Source organism: Actinacidiphila sp. bgisy167 (assembly GCF_057707665.1).
Genome location: NZ_JBYIQP010000011.1, coordinates 37,400 through 53,804 on the forward strand (window position 1 = coordinate 37,400; position 16,405 = coordinate 53,804).

9 protein-coding genes are annotated in these 16,405 nt (G+C 71.4%); 5 read left to right on the top strand and 4 right to left on the bottom strand.

Annotated features, from left to right (window positions below; genetic code table 11):
- Positions 1-546: 546 nt before the first annotated feature.
- From AC3ET4_RS06680 to AC3ET4_RS06690, 3 genes are all read left to right on the top strand, one after another.
- A complete protein-coding gene (locus AC3ET4_RS06680) occupies positions 547-711 on the top strand; it encodes a hypothetical protein (protein WP_431946931.1) in 165 nt (54 codons plus the stop codon).
- A gap of 427 nt (positions 712-1,138) precedes the next feature.
- On the top strand, positions 1,139-4,087 hold the full coding sequence (locus tag AC3ET4_RS06685; protein WP_431946933.1) for a S8 family serine peptidase: 2,949 nt from the start codon (positions 1,139-1,141) through the stop codon (positions 4,085-4,087).
- 169 nt (positions 4,088-4,256) lie between these two features.
- Complete coding sequence (locus AC3ET4_RS06690) at positions 4,257-4,472, top strand: hypothetical protein (RefSeq protein WP_431946934.1); 216 nt, start codon at positions 4,257-4,259, stop codon at positions 4,470-4,472.
- 35 nt (positions 4,473-4,507) lie between these two features.
- On the opposite strand, the gene AC3ET4_RS06695 is transcribed toward AC3ET4_RS06690, so the two are convergent.
- Positions 4,508-4,840: a hypothetical protein gene (locus tag AC3ET4_RS06695; RefSeq protein WP_431946936.1), complete on the bottom strand. Its 333-nt coding sequence runs from the start codon at positions 4,838-4,840 to the stop codon at positions 4,508-4,510.
- A 413-nt stretch (positions 4,841-5,253) separates the two neighbouring features.
- Positions 5,254-6,351: a mechanosensitive ion channel family protein gene (locus tag AC3ET4_RS06700; RefSeq protein WP_431946938.1), complete on the bottom strand. Its 1,098-nt coding sequence runs from the start codon at positions 6,349-6,351 to the stop codon at positions 5,254-5,256.
- A gap of 835 nt (positions 6,352-7,186) precedes the next feature.
- On the opposite strand from AC3ET4_RS06700, the gene AC3ET4_RS06705 reads away from it, so the two are divergent.
- The gene (locus tag AC3ET4_RS06705) at positions 7,187-7,759 is read left to right on the top strand and encodes a GNAT family N-acetyltransferase (RefSeq protein ID WP_431947025.1); all 573 of its coding nucleotides are present in this window, start codon (positions 7,187-7,189) and stop codon (positions 7,757-7,759) included.
- Between the two features lie 43 nt (positions 7,760-7,802).
- On the opposite strand, the gene AC3ET4_RS06710 is transcribed toward AC3ET4_RS06705, so the two are convergent.
- Entirely contained in the window at positions 7,803-8,381 is a 579-nt protein-coding gene (locus AC3ET4_RS06710) for a TetR/AcrR family transcriptional regulator (RefSeq protein WP_431946940.1), read from the bottom strand.
- Positions 8,382-8,679: 298 nt separating this feature from the next.
- Here AC3ET4_RS06710 and AC3ET4_RS06715 point away from each other — a divergent pair, with 298 nt between their 5' ends.
- Positions 8,680-10,125 carry an MFS transporter gene (locus tag AC3ET4_RS06715; RefSeq protein ID WP_431946942.1) on the top strand — a complete coding sequence of 482 codons (1,446 nt, stop codon included), beginning with the start codon at positions 8,680-8,682 and terminating at the stop codon, positions 10,123-10,125.
- 143 nt (positions 10,126-10,268) lie between these two features.
- Here the strand turns inward: AC3ET4_RS06715 and AC3ET4_RS06720 are convergent, their stop codons facing one another.
- Positions 10,269-16,394 carry a hypothetical protein gene (locus AC3ET4_RS06720; RefSeq protein WP_431946944.1) on the bottom strand — a complete coding sequence of 2,042 codons (6,126 nt, stop codon included), beginning with the start codon at positions 16,392-16,394 and terminating at the stop codon, positions 10,269-10,271.
- Positions 16,395-16,405 lie beyond the last annotated feature (11 nt).

Below are 16,405 nucleotides of genomic sequence, written 5' to 3' on the forward strand. Positions count from 1 at the left end.
GCGCCGGGCCGGGACCGCGGCGGGGTACCACCCGCCGTGGTTCCGGCCCGCGTACGTCCGGGCTTCCCGCGTTCGCGACGGCGCCCCGGGGCCGTGCTCAAGGCACGGCGATCACCGGGCACCGGGCGCGGCGCGCCAGGCGGTCCGCGACCGGGCGCAAGAGTGTGGTGCCGTCTCCCCTCCCGCGCCCCACGATGACGGCGTTCGCCCGGCAACTGCGACCGGCTTCCCCAGCTCTTTCGCGACGGCGCCCCTGCGGTGGACGAGCGTCCAGGGCAGGCCCGACAGGTAGTCCTCACGAGCGAGCCGCCGCAGGAGCGCCTGCACGGTGCCCGTCGCCGGACTCGTGCCGTCCATGTGGCTGCTGCACCGCGGGGCCGCCGGGGCCCCCTCCGTGCTCTTCGCGGTACACGTGCGCGCCGGGGCGGCGGTTCCCGCCGCGACCTTCGGCCCCCCCGGTTCTCCTGGCGGGCGCCGTCGCGGCGCTCCTGGTCGCCGCGACCTGCGTCCCGCGCAGCGGCACGGCCGCACGCACGCCCGGGTCCGGTGGCGGCCTCAGCCTCGTCGTTCCTCCTCTTCCTGACCGAGGGCGGCGCCGGCCTCCTCGCGGCGGCCGGCACCGAGGGCGCGGTCCCGGAAATCGACATCCGGCTCGTCAACGTGGAGTTGGTAGGCGCGGCGTGCCCTGCTGAAACACTCGGCCAGCCGTGAACGTGCCCACGGTGTCGGCATCCCGACACCTGTCTGCAAGACGCCAGACAGGCGGGTGCCCACGTCGCTCAGGTCGTCGGCACCGTGCCACCTCCCGGGAACCCCGCTTTCCGCACTCGGGAGCACGGACCGAACCGCGGTCACGCGTAGGCAGGTCTGCGCTCGTCACAGCTCCGAGATGCGCAATTCCCCCTCGCACTAAGGCGATCGACCGGACATCGTTCCCGTCGCGCTGCACTTACCGCGCAGCGGCGGCGAGATACCCCGCAGGCAGCCGCGGCGACGCCGGGGGCGACGGATCGTCATCCGGATGTGATCTCCACGTGATCGATCAGGGATTGGGTGTGATCGACATACGCACCGTTCACTACATGGGAGGAGACTCGTGGTCACGAGCGCGAGCCTTCGACAACGACGCCGAATAGTCGTGGCGTCGGCAATCACCGTCCTCGCCACACTCTTGAGCGGCCTGGGGAACACCGGGCCGGCCGCGGCACAGACCGGCACTCCGCTGCCGGACCTGCAGCCGGGCCGGTCCGACCACACCCCGGCATCGCTCACCGGCGGTGGCGCCCTGCACACCGACGCGCAGCCCGACACCATCAAGGGCCAATACGTCGTGCGGCTGCGGGAAGCGCCCGTCACTTCGTACACGGGCGGCGTCGAGGGACTCGCGGCGACGAGGCCGGCGGCCGGGCAGGAGCTCCAACCTCATTCGGCCGCGGCCGAGAAGTACCGCCGGCACCTCGGCGAAGCGCAGCGTGACGTACTCGGCGACTTCGGTGTGCGGGCCCAGCAGACGTACACCACCGCCTTCAACGGCTTCGCCGCCAAACTGACCGGAACGCAGGTCGGCGAGCTGGCCAAGGACCCGCGCGTCGAGGCGGTCACCCCGGCCCGACTCGTGAAGGCCGACACGGCGACGGCCCTGACCGCGCAAGCGGCGCAGCACACCGCACAGGCGCCGGCGCGGACGGCGTCCGGGACGGCGGCGCAGACCAAGCCGGTCCACGGCTCCGATGTGGTCGTCGGCGTGATCGACACCGGGATCTGGCCGGAGAGCGCCTCCTTCGCCGCCACCATGGCGCCGCCCGCGGGCTGGCACGGCACCTGCCAGAGCAGTGGGGACTTCCCGGCCTCCGCCTGCAACGGCAAGATCGTCGGGGCGCGGTACTTCGCCGACGGGTACCTCAGCGCCCACGGCTCGCTGCCCGAGGGCGAGAACCTCTCGCCCCGGGACATGATCGGGCACGGCACCCACACCGCCTCCACCGCGGCGGGTCTTCCCGTCAAGCACGCGATGGTCCTCGGGCACGACTACGGCGCGATCTCCGGGGTGGCGCCCGACGCGCGGATCGCCGTGTACAAGGCGCTGTGGGGCGGCATGGGCACGGACGCCGACATCATCGCGGCGATCGACGCGGCGGTGGCCGACGGCGTCCAGGTGATCAACTACTCGATCGGCTACGAGATGGGGGACGCCCAGCCGAACAGCCCGATCGGGAACGCCTTCCTCAACGCGTACCTCGCCGGCGTCTTCGTCGCCGCATCCGCCGGCAACGACGGCATGTCCGGAATGATCAGCAACGCCGAACCCTGGGTCACCACGGTCGGTGCGGCGGTGTTGCGGTCCCACGAGGCGACCGTACGACTCGGCGACGGCACGCGCATCATCGGCACCTCCATGGACGAGCTGCCGTCCCGTCGCAGCACGCCGATCGTCTTCGCCGACCAGGCCGGATCGCTCGTCGACGGGGCGCGCTACTGCTCGGCCGGAAGCCTCGACCCCGCCAAGGTCAAGGGCAAGATCGTGGCCTGCGACTTCCTTGACGCCGAAGAGGCGGTGGCGACGGTCAAGGCCGCCGGCGGTGTCAGCGTGGTGCTGTTCCAGTCGACCGGCAACGCACGCCTCAACGTGATCTACGACTTCCCGACCGTCTACCTGTGGAGCGCCGAACAGGCGGGAAGGCTCTTCAACTACCTGTGGGCGCACCGTACCGACGGGACCGCGTCGCTGACCGAGGGCGGGGACGGCAGCAGCGTCGTGGGACTGCCGAGCGTCGCGAGCCTGTCGTCCTACGGCCCCGACCAGGTGCACACCGGACTCCAGAAGCCCGACCTCGTCGCGGACGGCATCGACGTGGTCGCGGCGGTGTCGCCGATGACCGGCGGGCGTCTCTTCGACGCCTACTCCGGCACCTCGATGGCGGCCCCGCACGTGGCCGGCATGGCCGCACTGCTGCGCACCAGGCACCCGAACTGGTCGCCCGGCGCGACCGCCTCGGCACTGCGCACCACCGCCACCGACACCCGGGGCACGACCAGCCCCCTGCGCCAGGGCTCGGGCCTGCCGCAGACCTCGTCCGCAGACGACCCCGGCCTGGTCATCGAGCCCTCGGCCGCCGAACTGACCGCTTTCGCGGCCGCGGCGACGCCCGACGGCAAAGAGATCAACCTGCCGTCGATCGCGCTGCGCGAGTACGACGGGACAAAGCCGGTACGGCTCACGCGCCGGCTGACCAACGTCGGCACGCGGACCGAGACGTACACGGCGCGCGTCGACGGGCTCGCCGGGATGAAGGTGACGGTCAGCCCCCGGGCGGTCTCGGTGAAGCCCGGAGCGACCGCCACGGTGACCATCACCCTGGAGCGCGGCACCGCGACCTGGGACCGCTACACCACCGGGTCGCTGACCTTCGTCAGCCCCCAGCACCGGGTGCGCCTGACGGTCGCCGGCCGGCCGTGGGGACTCACGCCGCGGCCGTACGACGACACGGGCATCGAGTTCGGCCGCATCGGCGGGCAGGGCCAGGCGAACATGGAACCCGGCTTCACCGGCCCGCTGGCCGGCCGCACCACCGGGTACGTCCCCGTAACCTGGACGGACAAGAAGCTCACGACGTCCGTCACCGGCGGCGTCTTCTCCCCGGGCGGGGTGGGCACCCAGGGCACGAAGATCGTCGTGCCGCGCGGCTCGGCCGGGCTGGTCGTGCAGACGGCCTCGGACGACCCGGACACCAACCTCGACCTCTACCTCTACAAGGACGGCGAACTCGTCGACCGGAGCTGGGCGTCCTGGCACAGCAACGAACGCAGCGCGCGGTTCTTCCCCGAACCCGGCGTCTACACCGCCTACGTGCACGCCCGGACGACGACCTCGCCCGAGGTTCCCTACCGGCTCGGGGTGACCGTCATCCCTGAGAAGGCCGACGGGCGCAACGCCACCTTGACCGCACCGTCCCAGGTGAAGCGGGACGAAAGCTACCAGGTGACGCTGAACCCCGTGGGCCCGCAGCCCGACGTCGAGCAGTGGGCGTACACCGAGTTCCGCACCGGCAAAACCGTCGTGCCCGGCCTGCTGATCAGCTCCCGCTGACCGCGGACCGCGGACCGATGCGCTGACCGGCGCACGCCGACCGCTGGGGCCGGCCTTCCCGAGGGAGGGCCGGCGTGCGCGGCGGCGGTGGGGGCCGGGTTCGCCGTCAGCGTCTCCCTGGCCACCGGGAGCGGCCATCCGGCTCCCTCGCGCGGCGGCCGCCTACACGGTGCCCGTCGCCGGATTCGTGCTGTCCGTGTGGCTGCTGCACCGCGGGGCCGCCGGGCGCCCCTCCGCGCCCGACGCGGTGCACGGGATCGCCGTGGCGGCGGTCCTCGCCGCGACCTTCAGCCCCGCCCCGGTCCTCGTGGCGGGCGCCGTCGCGGCGCTCCTGGTCGCCGCGACCTGCGTCCCGCACGGGCGCGTACGCGCGTTGGCGGTCTGAAGGGGGCGCGCGGGAACGAGCCGCTACCGCCGCGCTCAGCAGTAGGCGTTCCAGCCCGCGCGGTAGCCGTCGCGGTAGCCACGGCGGTATTCGGAGTTCCAGCTCTGGGGACGGTAGTTGTCCCACTGGTTACGGCAGCGGGGGCGCGAGCGGGCGTCGTAGCGTCCGTCGTCCCGCCCGTCGCGGAAACCGCGCCAGTAGCGCTTTCCCGTTTGCTGGGCAAGGGTGTGCGCGGCCTGCGCCTGGACGGTGCCGGCCGTGACGTGGCCGGTGGCCGTCGCGGCCTGCGCGGGCGCCGCCGGCAGCACCGCCAGGGCTCCGATGGCCACTGGGCCTGCGAGCAGTGCGAGAGATCGCTGCGCGCGCATGGCTGTCTCCCCTCTCGGGAGCGTGCGGGGTGGGTGCGTCGTCCTCGGTCGCATCCAAGTCCATGCGCGGACAGTGCGATTGAGGAGTGCCGGGGCTCGGCTTCAGGAGTGGTCTACCCACACCCCGACCGTATCGAGCACGGTCCGCCATGTCCACTTATGGAGTAGTAGACCCGTATTGTCCCGGTCCGCGAATACCGTCCTCGGCCTCCGCCGTGGGCACGTGCGGACGCCGCCCTCGTCGTGATGGCCCGCGGCACCCTGCGGCGGCACGCGGTGCCGGGCGGTCGGCTGCCCGGCACCGCAGGACCGGCCCCGCAGGGCGGCGCGTCCGTCTCCCGGCGTACGGGAGGCCGCCGGGCACGCGCCCGGGAGTGCCCGCCCGGACCGAGCCGCCTGTCAGGTGCCGGCGGTCAGCTGCCGGCGGCGCGGCCCGGTGCCGCCGGGACCGTACGCTGCTGCGGCAGCGTCATCTCGCCGGGCTGCCCCTGACGCAGCACCACATTCCGTGTCGGGAAGGCGATGTCGATGCCCTCCTCCCGGAAGCGGCGGTGCAGGCGCTTGATGAACTCGTGCTTGATCCGGTACTGCTCCCCGTACTCCGAGGTCCGCAGGATCACCGAGAAGTCGATCCGCGACTCGCCGAAGGTGTGGAAGCGGACGGCCGCCTCGTGCTCGGGGATGCCGCCTTCGACGTGCGCCATGACCTCGTCGGCGACCTTTATCGTCACCCGCTCCACGTGCTCGAGGTCGTTGTCGTATCCCACGCCCGCCTGGACGATGAGCGACATTTGCTGCTCGGGCTGGTGGAAGTTGGTGGCGATCGCACTCGCTAGCTTCGCGTTGGGGACGATCACCAGGTTGTCGGACAACTGGCGCACCACGGTGTTGCGCCAGTTGATGTCGACGACATAGCCCTCCTCGCCGCTGCTGAGGCGTATGTAGTCGCCGGGCTGCACCGTCTTGGACGCGAGGATGTGCACGCCCGCGAAGAGGTTGGCGAGCGTGTCCTGCAGAGCCAGCGCGACGGCGAGACCGCCGACGCCGAGGGCGGTGATCAGGGGCGTGACCGAGATGCCCAGGGTCTGCAGCAGGACCAGGAAGCCCATCGCCAGCACGACGACGCGGGTGATGTTGACGAAGATCGTCGCGGAGGCGGCGACCCCGGAGCGGGACAGCGCCAGCGATCGCACCGTCTCGGCGACCATGCGGCCCGCGGCGATCGTGGTCGCCAGGATCAGCACCGCGACGAGCACCTGGTTGACCGTCCGGTCGACGACACGGGTCAGCGGCAGCGCCGCGGCGCCCACCCAGCCACCTGCCGCGAGCGCGGCCCACGGCACGGCGGTGCGCAGGGCGGTGACGACGATGTCGTCGCCGCCCCACCTCGTACGCGTGGCCCGTTCGCCGAGCCACCTCAGGGCCAGGCGCAGCAGCAGCCCGGCCAGGACGCCGGCGGTGATCGCCGCACCGGCGACGATCAGATCGTGCAGCGTGAGGGCGCGGTTCACCGGCCGCCTCCGCACAGGGGTGCGGACTCGCCCAAGGGGCGCGGGAGTTGCTGTGTGGTCACGGGTCGCCTCATCGATCGGGGAACGTTCAGCGATGTGCGGGAACGTTCGGATGCTCGCGAGCGCCGGGCCGAACGGACGTCGGCCCGGCGCGATCTGACACATCCTCCCGCAGTTTCGGCGCGCTCCGCACGCGGCCCCCGCCACCGCGACCCGATCCCGCGAAGATCGTGGCGGGCGGGCGGCGCATCGGTGGACGTGCCGGTATCCTCCCTGGTCACGCCCCTCGCTCGCTGGGCGTTCCCGTCGCTTCGTTCCGGGTGCGCGCCCGGCGGCGCCCCGGGTCTTCCTGTACAACGCCGTCGGCCTGAGTCCGGGCGGCAGCACGGGGGCTCTCCACACACCCGGCATCCCCCGGCGCGGCGGCGGACATCCGCTCCTGCCACGCCCAGGCCCGCCGCGCCGACCGGCGATGTATCCACGAGCAACTGACCGACGCCTCGCCGACGCCTATGACGGCCGCGGCCTGCTCGGTTCGGCGACGGACGCCCTGGGCCGCAGGACGACCTGCGAGTACAACGACGCCGGGCAGTCGCCGTCGGCGCGCGCGCCTGCGAGCGCCACCGCCACGCCCGGCTACGACGGCGCGGGGAACCTGACCCGGACCACCGTCCAGGCAGGGGCGACGCCACCGCAGCGGATGCCGCCGGACTCGGACGGCCGTCAGACCCCGCCCGGTCGCGGCCCGACCAACCACCCGCCCCCGTACTCGCCCGAGCCCTGCGGGGTGACCACGGCACCGCCACGCCTCGGCCCCCTGTGGTTGCATACCCCGGTGCGCGAAGAGACGGCAGGTGCGGTGATCCGGGTCCGGCGGCGGGAGGAGCGCGACCTCGACGCGTGCGTGCGGGTGCTGGCCGCGGTCCACCAGCGGGACGGCTACCCCGTCGACTGGCCCGCCGCGCCGGCGGAGTGGCTCACCGGGGCGGGCTCGCTCGGCGCGTGGGTCGCCGCATCGGACGGCGCCGTCGTCGGCCACGTCGGTCTCGGTCGGGGCGCCGAGGGCGACGCGGCACCCGGGCTGTGGAGCGCGCGCGAGGGGGCGGCCGCCGCCCCGGTCGCGGTCGTCGGCCGGCTCTTCGTCGCTCCGGCGGCCCGGGGCCACGGCATCGGGGCCCGGCTGATGGCCGCGGCCGTCGAGGAGGCGCGGCTGCGGGGCCTGCACCCGGTGCTCGACGTCGTCGCGTCGGACACGGCCGCCGCGGCCCTGTACGAACGGCTGGGGTGGACGCTGCTGGCCACCGTCGAGCAGCGTTGGGGCCCGGACCGGAGGGTCTCCGTCCGCGCCTACGCCGCGCCACGCGGGGCGACGGCGACTGCGACTGCGACTGCCGCCGAGGGTGCCTGAACTGCGGGGGCACCTGACCTGCGCGGCCCTGACCGCCTCGGCCTCAGCGGCGCACGCGGACGCCGTCGAGCGCGACGGACAGGATCCGGTCGCGCTGGGCGTCGTCGAGGAAGTTCGTCGCGCTGATGCCGGCGATCATGCGCAGTAGGTCGTCGAAGGAGATGTCGCCGCGGGCCTCGCCTGCCTGCTGGGCCCGCTCGAAGAGGGGCCCGCCGGCCTGGAACATGGACTCGCGGCAGGCGAGGATCACGTCCGACTCGGTGTTGAGGGCCTCGCGGATGGCGCGCTTGGTCACGGTGTAGTCGACGAAGCGGCGCAGCCAGGAGGTGAGGGCCGCCCACGGTTCACGGTCGGCGACCTCCTGCGCGACCTTGCACAGCTCGTCGACCTCGTCCGCGTAGACGGACTCGAACAGGTGCCGGCGGGTGGGGAAGTTCCGGTAGAGCGTGGCGATGCCCACGCCCGCGCGACGGGCGATGTCCTCCAGGGAGGCCTCGGCGCCGTTCTCGGCGAAGGCCTCGCGGGCGGCCGCGAGCAGCGCGTCGTAGTTGCGTGCCGCGTCCCTGCGGTGCGGGCGCTGGGACGCGACGATCGCGCTGACGGGGAACGTGTCGGCCGTCACTGTGCCTCCCTGTCCGGAACATTTGAAGTGGAGGATGGCCTCCGCTACATTGGAGGCATACCTCCACTTTATCAGTCGGTGTGTGGTTCCCGTCGGCGCGTGCCCCGTACGCGACGACGAGACGCCCGCGCCCTGATGTGACCCCCCACGGGCCCTGCGCCGACGCACCGCCCGTCCTCCCCCGCCCTCCCCGGCGGCCGCCGCGCGGTCACCGGTGCCCCCGGGCTGCCCGCGCGGCCCGTACGACCACGGCCGGACGAGCCCGGCCACGCCCCGTCCCGAACCGAAGAGGCTTTTCATGCCACGGAAGTCCACCACCCTCACCTTCACGGTCCTCGCGACCGGTGCAGGTGTGTTCTCCATGCTCCAGTCGCTGATCGCGCCGGCCCTGCCGACCGTCCAGGACGCCATGCACACCTCGCAGTCCACCGTGACCTGGGTGATGACGGCCTACCTGCTGTCCGCCTCGGTCTTCACCCCCATCCTCGGCCGGGTCGGCGACCTCATCGGCAAGAAGCGCACCCTGGTCGCCGTCATGCTGGCCCTGACCCTCGGCTGCCTGCTGGCCGCGCTCGCGCCGTCGATCGGCGTCCTGATCATCGCCCGCGTCATCCAGGGCATCGGCGGCGCGCTGTTCCCGCTGTCCTTCGGGATCATCCGGGACGAGTTCCCCGGGGAGCGGGTCGGCCCCAGCATCAGCAACCTGTCCGCCGTGATCGCCGCGGGCGGCGGCGTCGGCATCGTGGCGGCCGGCCCGATCGTCTCGGCGCTCGACTACCGCTGGCTGTTCTGGCTGCCCGTCATCGTCGTCGGGATCACCGCGCTGATCGCCTTCCGCTACGTGCCCGAGTCCCCGAGCCGGGCCGACGGACGCGTCAACTGGCTCGGCGCCGTCCTCCTGTCCGGTTGGCTCGTGGCCCTGCTGCTGCCGCTCAGCCAGGCCGGCCGGTGGGGTTGGACCTCCGGCCGCGCCCTCGGTCTGTTCGCCGCCGCGGTCGTGCTGTTCGCCCTGTGGCTGGCCGCCGAGGCCCGCTCCCGCAACCCCCTCATCGACCTGCGCATCATGCGGCTGCGCGCGGTGTGGGCCACCAACACCGCCGGCCTGCTCTTCGGCGCGGGGATGTTCTCGATCTGGTCCTTCCTGCCCGGGTTCGTCCAGACCCCGAGCGGCGCGGGCTTCGGCTTCGGCGCCAGCGTGACGGGAGCCGGCCTGCTGATGCTGCCGATGCTGATCGCGATGTTCCTCTCCGGTGTCCTCGCCGGCCGCCTGGAGCCCGTGGTGGGCGCGAAGCACCTGCTCACGGCCGGTGCCGCGCTCGGAGCCGTGGCCTGCGGCACCCTGGCGGCCTGGCACGACCGGCAGTGGCAGGTGGCCTTCGCGGCCGGTGTCTTCGGCCTGGGCATCGGTCTCGCCTTCGCCTCGATGGCCACCCTGATCGTGCGCAGCGTCCCGGCCGAGCAGACCGGCGCGGCGACCGGCATGAACGCCAACGTCCGCACCATCGGCGGTTCCATCGGCGCCGCGGTCAGCAGCGTCCTGGTCACCAGCCGGCTCCAGCCCTCCGGTCTCCCCTACGCCTCCGGCTACACCCACGCCTTCGGTCTGCTGGCCGTGCTGTGCCTGGCCGCCGCCCTGGCCGCGCTCCTCGTCCCGGTCCGCCGTGCGGCCGCGTGCCATGGCGCCGGACACGTGCCGACGGCTCCGGCGGAGTCCGAGGCCGTCACGTCGGGCGCCCGCGGCTGACCCCCACACCCCCAAACCACCCCGGGCGGGTGCGGCGCCCCCGTACAGGCCGCCGCACCCGCCCGCGCCCGTCCACGAACGACCTCGACGACCGGGTGACCGAACTCGGCCCGCGGCTGTCACCGGTGAGCGAACCGCCTCCCTCAACGCCCGGACTCAGGTGGGCAGAGGTTGAAAGGCCGGTCCTCGTCCCCTTCCATCACGAGAGTGATAGTGCGCCCGAGGACAGCGGCGAGTTTATTCAAGAACAGAATTTCCGGCAGCTTCGGACCGTGGTCGGTATCCAGCCGGACGGCCGTGCCGCCGCGCCCCCCGCGCGGCATAGCGAGGATGTCCCTGATATTCCGGGCTGCTTGTTCCGCGAGGTCGGCCATGCGTTCCTCCGTCACCGGCCCGGCCTGAAATTCGTCTGCGGCTGCAGACGTCATCCTCATGACCTGCCCGAATTCGAACCCTGCGGTGTGGCGTACTTCCTTGTCCCGCGTGTTGTTCGGCTCCGGCTCGAGTACTCCCGGATCGGCGGCGGTATTGCCGGGTCCAGCGAGCGCCGTGTCCATTTCAGCCGGCACCGTGACCGGCGACACGGCGGGCGCGGGCACCACTGCCGGAGGCCGCCGGGTGGTCGTGAAGAGCCAGGCGGGAGGAGTCTCCGTCACCCGCAGCAGGGTTTCGCCGGTGACCCACCGGCGCCCCCGGGGGCCGCCCACCTCCACGACGGCGACAGCACGGAGCAGGTGGCCCGTCAGTCCCTCGCCCTGCGCGTTCACCATCGGCGTACCGAAACGCAGCAGTTCACGTCGGTTGCTGCTGATGGCGGCGGTCTGGCCGAAACGAGGATGGTCGCCGCCGGTCGGCACCGTGAACGTGCCGCGGTCCGCGGAACCGTATGGCGAGGAGACCCCGAAGTTCGTTTCGAGCACGAGGGTGCTGTCGACCTGGGATGTGAAACCGTCGGTCGCCGAAGCGATATGGTCGATGGCGGTGTCCTTGCTCGTGACCTCCTTTCTCACCACGAAGATCTTGACGCTCATCTCGGTCTGCGAGTGGGTTGCGCGCGGACGGCCGACAAAGGCGGCGACCCCGCCCGGTTCCTGCAGAGTGATTCTCCCCTTGGCCGCCAGGGTGGCGATTCGGATCATCAGCCCCTCGCCGGACCGGGTGTTCTGCGCACGCAGATCCTGCCGCAACGACGGGTCCACCTCACGCAGCGCCTGGGTCAGCAGATCCAGGCCGGTGAATTCGTAGATCTCGAACGGACGGCTGGGCACCCAGGGGCCTGCGGCGAGCAGCGTCCGCAACTCCGGAGGAACCTCCATCTCGACGACCAGGCTGCCCTGGGGCGGCTCCGAGAGTACGGATTCCCGGGGGTCGCTCCTGAACAGCAGGGGTTCCGTCGTCCGAGCCTGGTCCGCGCCGGTGACCGTGCCGTCTGCGACAGGGGCGACGGGGGCCTCCGCTCCGTTGAACCGCAGGCTGACCTCGGCGGGCACGGACTTCCTGGTGTGCCTGATGACGGTGTGCTGCTGCTGCCCGCTGAGCAGGGACACCACCGCGGAGGGGTGAAGAACGCTTCGCACCGCTGTGCCGACGATGCGGACGAGCAGCGCTTCCTCCAGGGGCCGGGTGCTGACATCGATGACGTACTCGTACGGTACACGGCTGAACTCGACGGTCGAGCCGAAAGTCCGTTGCCAGGCCCGTCGCTCACGGGTGGAGCTCGCGGTCTGCGCAACGGAGTTCACCCGGCCGGTGGTCAGCGAGAACTTCGGACGGTGGCCGCCCGTGGTCTGTCCTGCGGGGGCGGCGGTGAACAGATGGCTGCTCGACCGCGTACCGCTGATCTGCGTGGCACCCGGGATGTGGAGAGCGCCGCCGTCGCCGTTGGTGTGACCGTAGATGTTGTCCATACCGCTGGTGCTGGTGACCGTCCGGCCCCGGATGCCCTCCAGGTCGGCGGTCGGATCCGGCCGGGCCGACAGGGCGACCTCCACCAGCTGCGGGCCGAGCCAGGAGAAGTGGACGAAGTGGAAGACGGAGCGGCCGTCCGGGCCGGCGTTGGGCAGGGTCCGCAGCCCCACTGAGCCGGTGGCCTCGTTGATGCGTGTCAGCACGCCTTCGACGTAGGCGGGATCTCCTGGCCGGGTCACACCCTGCGCGTGCTCCTCCACCACGTCACGCAGGACGTCCCGCAGGGCGTTGCGCCCTTCGCGGAGGTGGACCTCGGTCACCACGGCGAAACCGAGAGTGCCACGGCCGCTGCCCTCCTGCCGGTACCAGGACGGCAGCATCCTGTCCGGCGTGGCGGCGGCGGGGATCTCAGCCTGTGCCGTCGCAGGGAGCAGTCGGGTCAACTCGGGGTGGTTCTGCAGGTCGTTGTTCATCAGGAGGAACTCGACCGCGTGGGGGACGTCCAGCACCGTCGTCTGCTCCAGACGGGGGGCCGTCTTGACCACGCCTGCCAGCGTCCGCCCGGCTGCCACGACGGTGACGACGTAGTGCGCGTCCGCGGCGAAGCGGTGCGCGACCGTGGTGTCCTCGCTGGTGACGCGGAAGACGCCCGTGTTGTCGAGTGCGCCGACGCCCTCGGCGGAGGTGGTGGCGTACTGGTAGCTGCCCGACGGTGTGAACGACCCCGCTCCGGCCTCGTAGCTTCCGGCCAGAGTCGCGCCGAATCTGTGGGAGGACTGGCCGGTGACGGTGGACATCGACGTGTTGGTGGACTGGAGCCAGCGCTCCGCGTCCATCTTGGGCGCCTGCGGGAGCACCTGCAGATTCGTGAGATAGCCGGTCACGCTGACGGTGATGACCGTGCCGCTCAGGAGGCCCGGGGTACCAAAACCCTCGACGTCATAGGAGTCGCGAAATATGCGCAAGGCGTTCGCGGCGATGTGCTGGGGCGACAGTGCGGCGTACACGGCTTCGCTCGCCATGGACTCCGGGTTGGCCGCGGGCTCGCCCACCGCGGCCTGCCACAGCCAGCGGCCGACTCCGGAGGCCTGGTCACCCACCCACTTCGTGAAGCCGTTCATCCCCCGCCAGACCGGGGACATGATCCCCGGTTCCTGGGGCACGACGGCTTGCCCGCGCCGGGGAGGGTAGGTGGCGGGCGGCGGCAGCGAGGAGGACGAGGTGCTCGGGGTTTCCCGCCTCGCCCCAGCTGTGTTCGTGGCGTCGTCCGGGTAGCGCCCCGGCAGGTCCAGGGGCTCCTGGGCCAGCCGGGCGGCTTCCTCCTCGATCTCGCCGAGCAGGCTGCGGACTGCCTTCTGCAGGTCGCCACTGCCGCGGATGTCGGTGAAGAGCGCGGTCTCGGGTATCCGCAGGACGCCGGTGTCGTAGGTGCGCCCCGCGCGGGGCAGCGCCAGGCTCCGGGTGTCGGCGTCGGTGGAGCGTCTGGCCACCACCGGTCCGGGACGCGGTTGGGTGGGGGGTCCGTCGAGGGTCTCGTAAGTCGGGACGATCAACCGTGCGGAACCGTGCACCGGATCGAAGGCGGCACCCTCGCCATGGCTGTAGGAGATCGTCATCCGGAAGGTGACCGGGACCTTGAACCTCTGCACTCCGTTCTCCGTCGGACTGAGCACATAGTTCTCGAAGCCGCTGCCAAAGCCTGCGGCGTCACTTCGGCTCGTCTGCCGGCTGTACGTGTACTGCCCGGTGGCCGCCTGCAGCGGGAGGTTGCCGTGTCGGCCCAGCGGGTTGGTGACCGTCGCGCTGACCCCGGCGTTCCAGGCGTACGGCGTGTTGTTGAACTGCTCGTTGCCCACGATGGACGAGCCGATGTAGTTCAACGTCTGGACACCCGGGTAGCTCCACTCGTGCACCACCTGGTCGTCGCTGTTTCCACTGCCCTGTCCGTCGCCATGCCGGCGCTCCGCGGTGAGGGTCAGGACGACGCGTTCGGTCCCGGCATACGTGGGCTTCTCGAACCACACCTTGGTGCCGCCGTCGGGCATCTGGGGGAAGGCCGCCCGTAGCTCCAGACCGCTGCGCATCTGGTCGAGCTTGCGGGCGTTGACCAGCAGCATGGCGCGGCCGGCCTGGTCCGTCCTGACCGGACTCTCTTCGTCCGGCGGCAGGAAGTGGCGGTCGCGCAACCACTGCTCGGCTTGTGTGAACAACGGCTCGGCGCCTTCGACCCGCCCTACCGTCGTGGTGATTCCGAAGCTCCGCAGATCGCTCATCTTGGGCGGGAGATGCCTCGGTCCCTCCGGGGCGTGGCCGAGCGAGACCACCGACGGCACGAGCATGGGCAGCGGATAGGAGTGTCCGCCGTGCATCGGTGTGCCCGGTGCGGCCTCGACGGGCCCGGCATCGGCACGGATCAGCGTCACACGCGCGTGGAGATCGGGCGTGACATGGAGCAGTGGCGCGGCGGACCGCAGGGATTGCGCCGTACGAGCGCTTCCACCCGAGTTGAGCGTGTGGCTGGACTGGTGCAGCGCACCGCCTTGCGCGGTGATCTGACCGCTCCTCGGGGTGTCTTCCGAGCCCAGGTTCGCCCGGGACACGCCCAGGGTCACGCCGGCCCCCAGGGCGTTGGTGGTGGACGCGCTCACCTGCATGCGCGTGGACCTCAGGACATAGGACTCCAGAACCGTCTTCTCCGAGGTCGGCCCGGTGATGGCCTGAGTGTCGCTCAGGGTGCCGGTCAACCGCAGATACCCAAGGGCGTTGCCGGTCCGGTCATACAACAGGGGGGAGTTTACCGAGCCGTTGACCATGCTGATGACCGACGTGCGGAGCACGCCCTCGTCGAAGAACGCGCGCAGCGCATCCTCGGAAGCCTCCGACAGGTCCAGCGAGAAGGACGCCATCACGTCGGCGAAGAGCCGGTCGTGCTGAGGGAACGCCTCCACTCCGAACAACCGCTCGTCGGACACGGCAAGTCGGGAGACGTCGGGGGGAACGGTCTCGGGCTTGCCGGGGTCTGCCACCGGCAGCGGATTGTCCTGGAGAAGGTAGGTGGGGAACCAGACGACCAGGGGATCACCGCCGTCAGCGGTGACGGGTTGCCAGCCGTCGTCCGGGATCCGGCCGGAAACCAGTCGCCGCAAGGCGTCGCCGAGCCGCAGTTCCCATGTCACCTCGAAGTCGTACGGCCAGTGGCGACCCCTGCTCCGGAGGAATTGCATGGGTTGTGTCGTCGTACTCGCAGCCACGTTCGTCGCGAACTGGTTGTGTGTCAGGTTGAGGCTGAAGCCGACGGGTAGCGTCCACTGACCGCTCCCGGGAATCGGGAACGTGTGGTTGAAGGCGTAGGACATGACGCGGTGGTTGCTGGTGGCCGCGGTGTCACCCGTTTCAGCCATACCGATCGTCCAGGTCTGAGTCGCTACCGGAGGACCGTCGGGCATGGGATCGAGTTGTTCCGCCGAGGGGCCGGTCGCCCTCAGGCTCGCACGCAGGGAGATCGGGTAGCGCTTCCCCCGGTACTCCACGGTCAACGGAAGGCCGGAGACGCCGAGCAACCTGCCCCATTCATAGCTGAGCAGGCGGTCGGTCAGTATGCGGTTCACCGAGAGCCGGAAAGCCTCGTCAGAACCTCGATCGCCCTCGACCCTGTCGATCACCTGCTGCCGCAGCATGGCCATCGTCGACTCCGGGACCGGCCCTATGTGCACCATGGCCTTGGTGCCCGTGTGCCTGGCTCCGAAGCTGAGCACGCTGGCGGGGATCGTCGGCTCGTCCTCCTCCGTGAGGTCGTCCGCAGGCCCTCCGCCGTTCTCGGCAAGGGGTGGATGAAGGGTTGACGCGGTGCTGGAGGCGGGAGTGGGAGGGAGGACGTCGGTGTCAGCGGTGACGTGGTGGTCGTACGGCTCCTCGGACACGTCCGGGAGGTGGGAGTGCGCTTCGGAGGGGAAGGTGCTCATCGGGGCCTCGATCCGCTCGCCTCCCCAGGGCGCCTCGAACTCCTGCGGAACGACCGGTGACCGGCGCCGGGCGGCCGGCACGACATCCGGGTCACCGAAGGCCGGCACGAGTGGAGTGTTCCTTGCGGCGTCGGCAATGGTGGTGTTCACGCGCTGCTCCGCACCGCCTGCGGTCAAGGCTGCCAGTGCGGACTGAGGTGGTCCGAGGAATGCCTGCCCCGCCGTCCGGGCAGGCGGCACCGTCACCTGGGAGAGCACATCCCGGTACGCCTCGGCCAACAGTTGTCTCGCCCGGTTCACCGCGGCCTCGAGCGACTCACCCTGCAGCCGCTCCGCCAGGTCCCTCTCCAGCGGAAAACAGTCCTGTCCCTCACCGGCGACACCGCTGTTTGTTTTCACCGCACGCCACA

Bases quoted from the DNA above. Each gene is read 5' to 3' on its own strand.
- AC3ET4_RS06695 (WP_431946936.1), bottom strand. From the start codon at position 4,840: ATGCGCGCGCAGCGATCTCTCGCACTGCTCGCAGGCCCAGTGGCCATC.
- AC3ET4_RS06715 (WP_431946942.1), top strand. From the start codon at position 8,680: ATGCCACGGAAGTCCACCACCCTCACCTTCACGGTCCTCGCGACCGGT.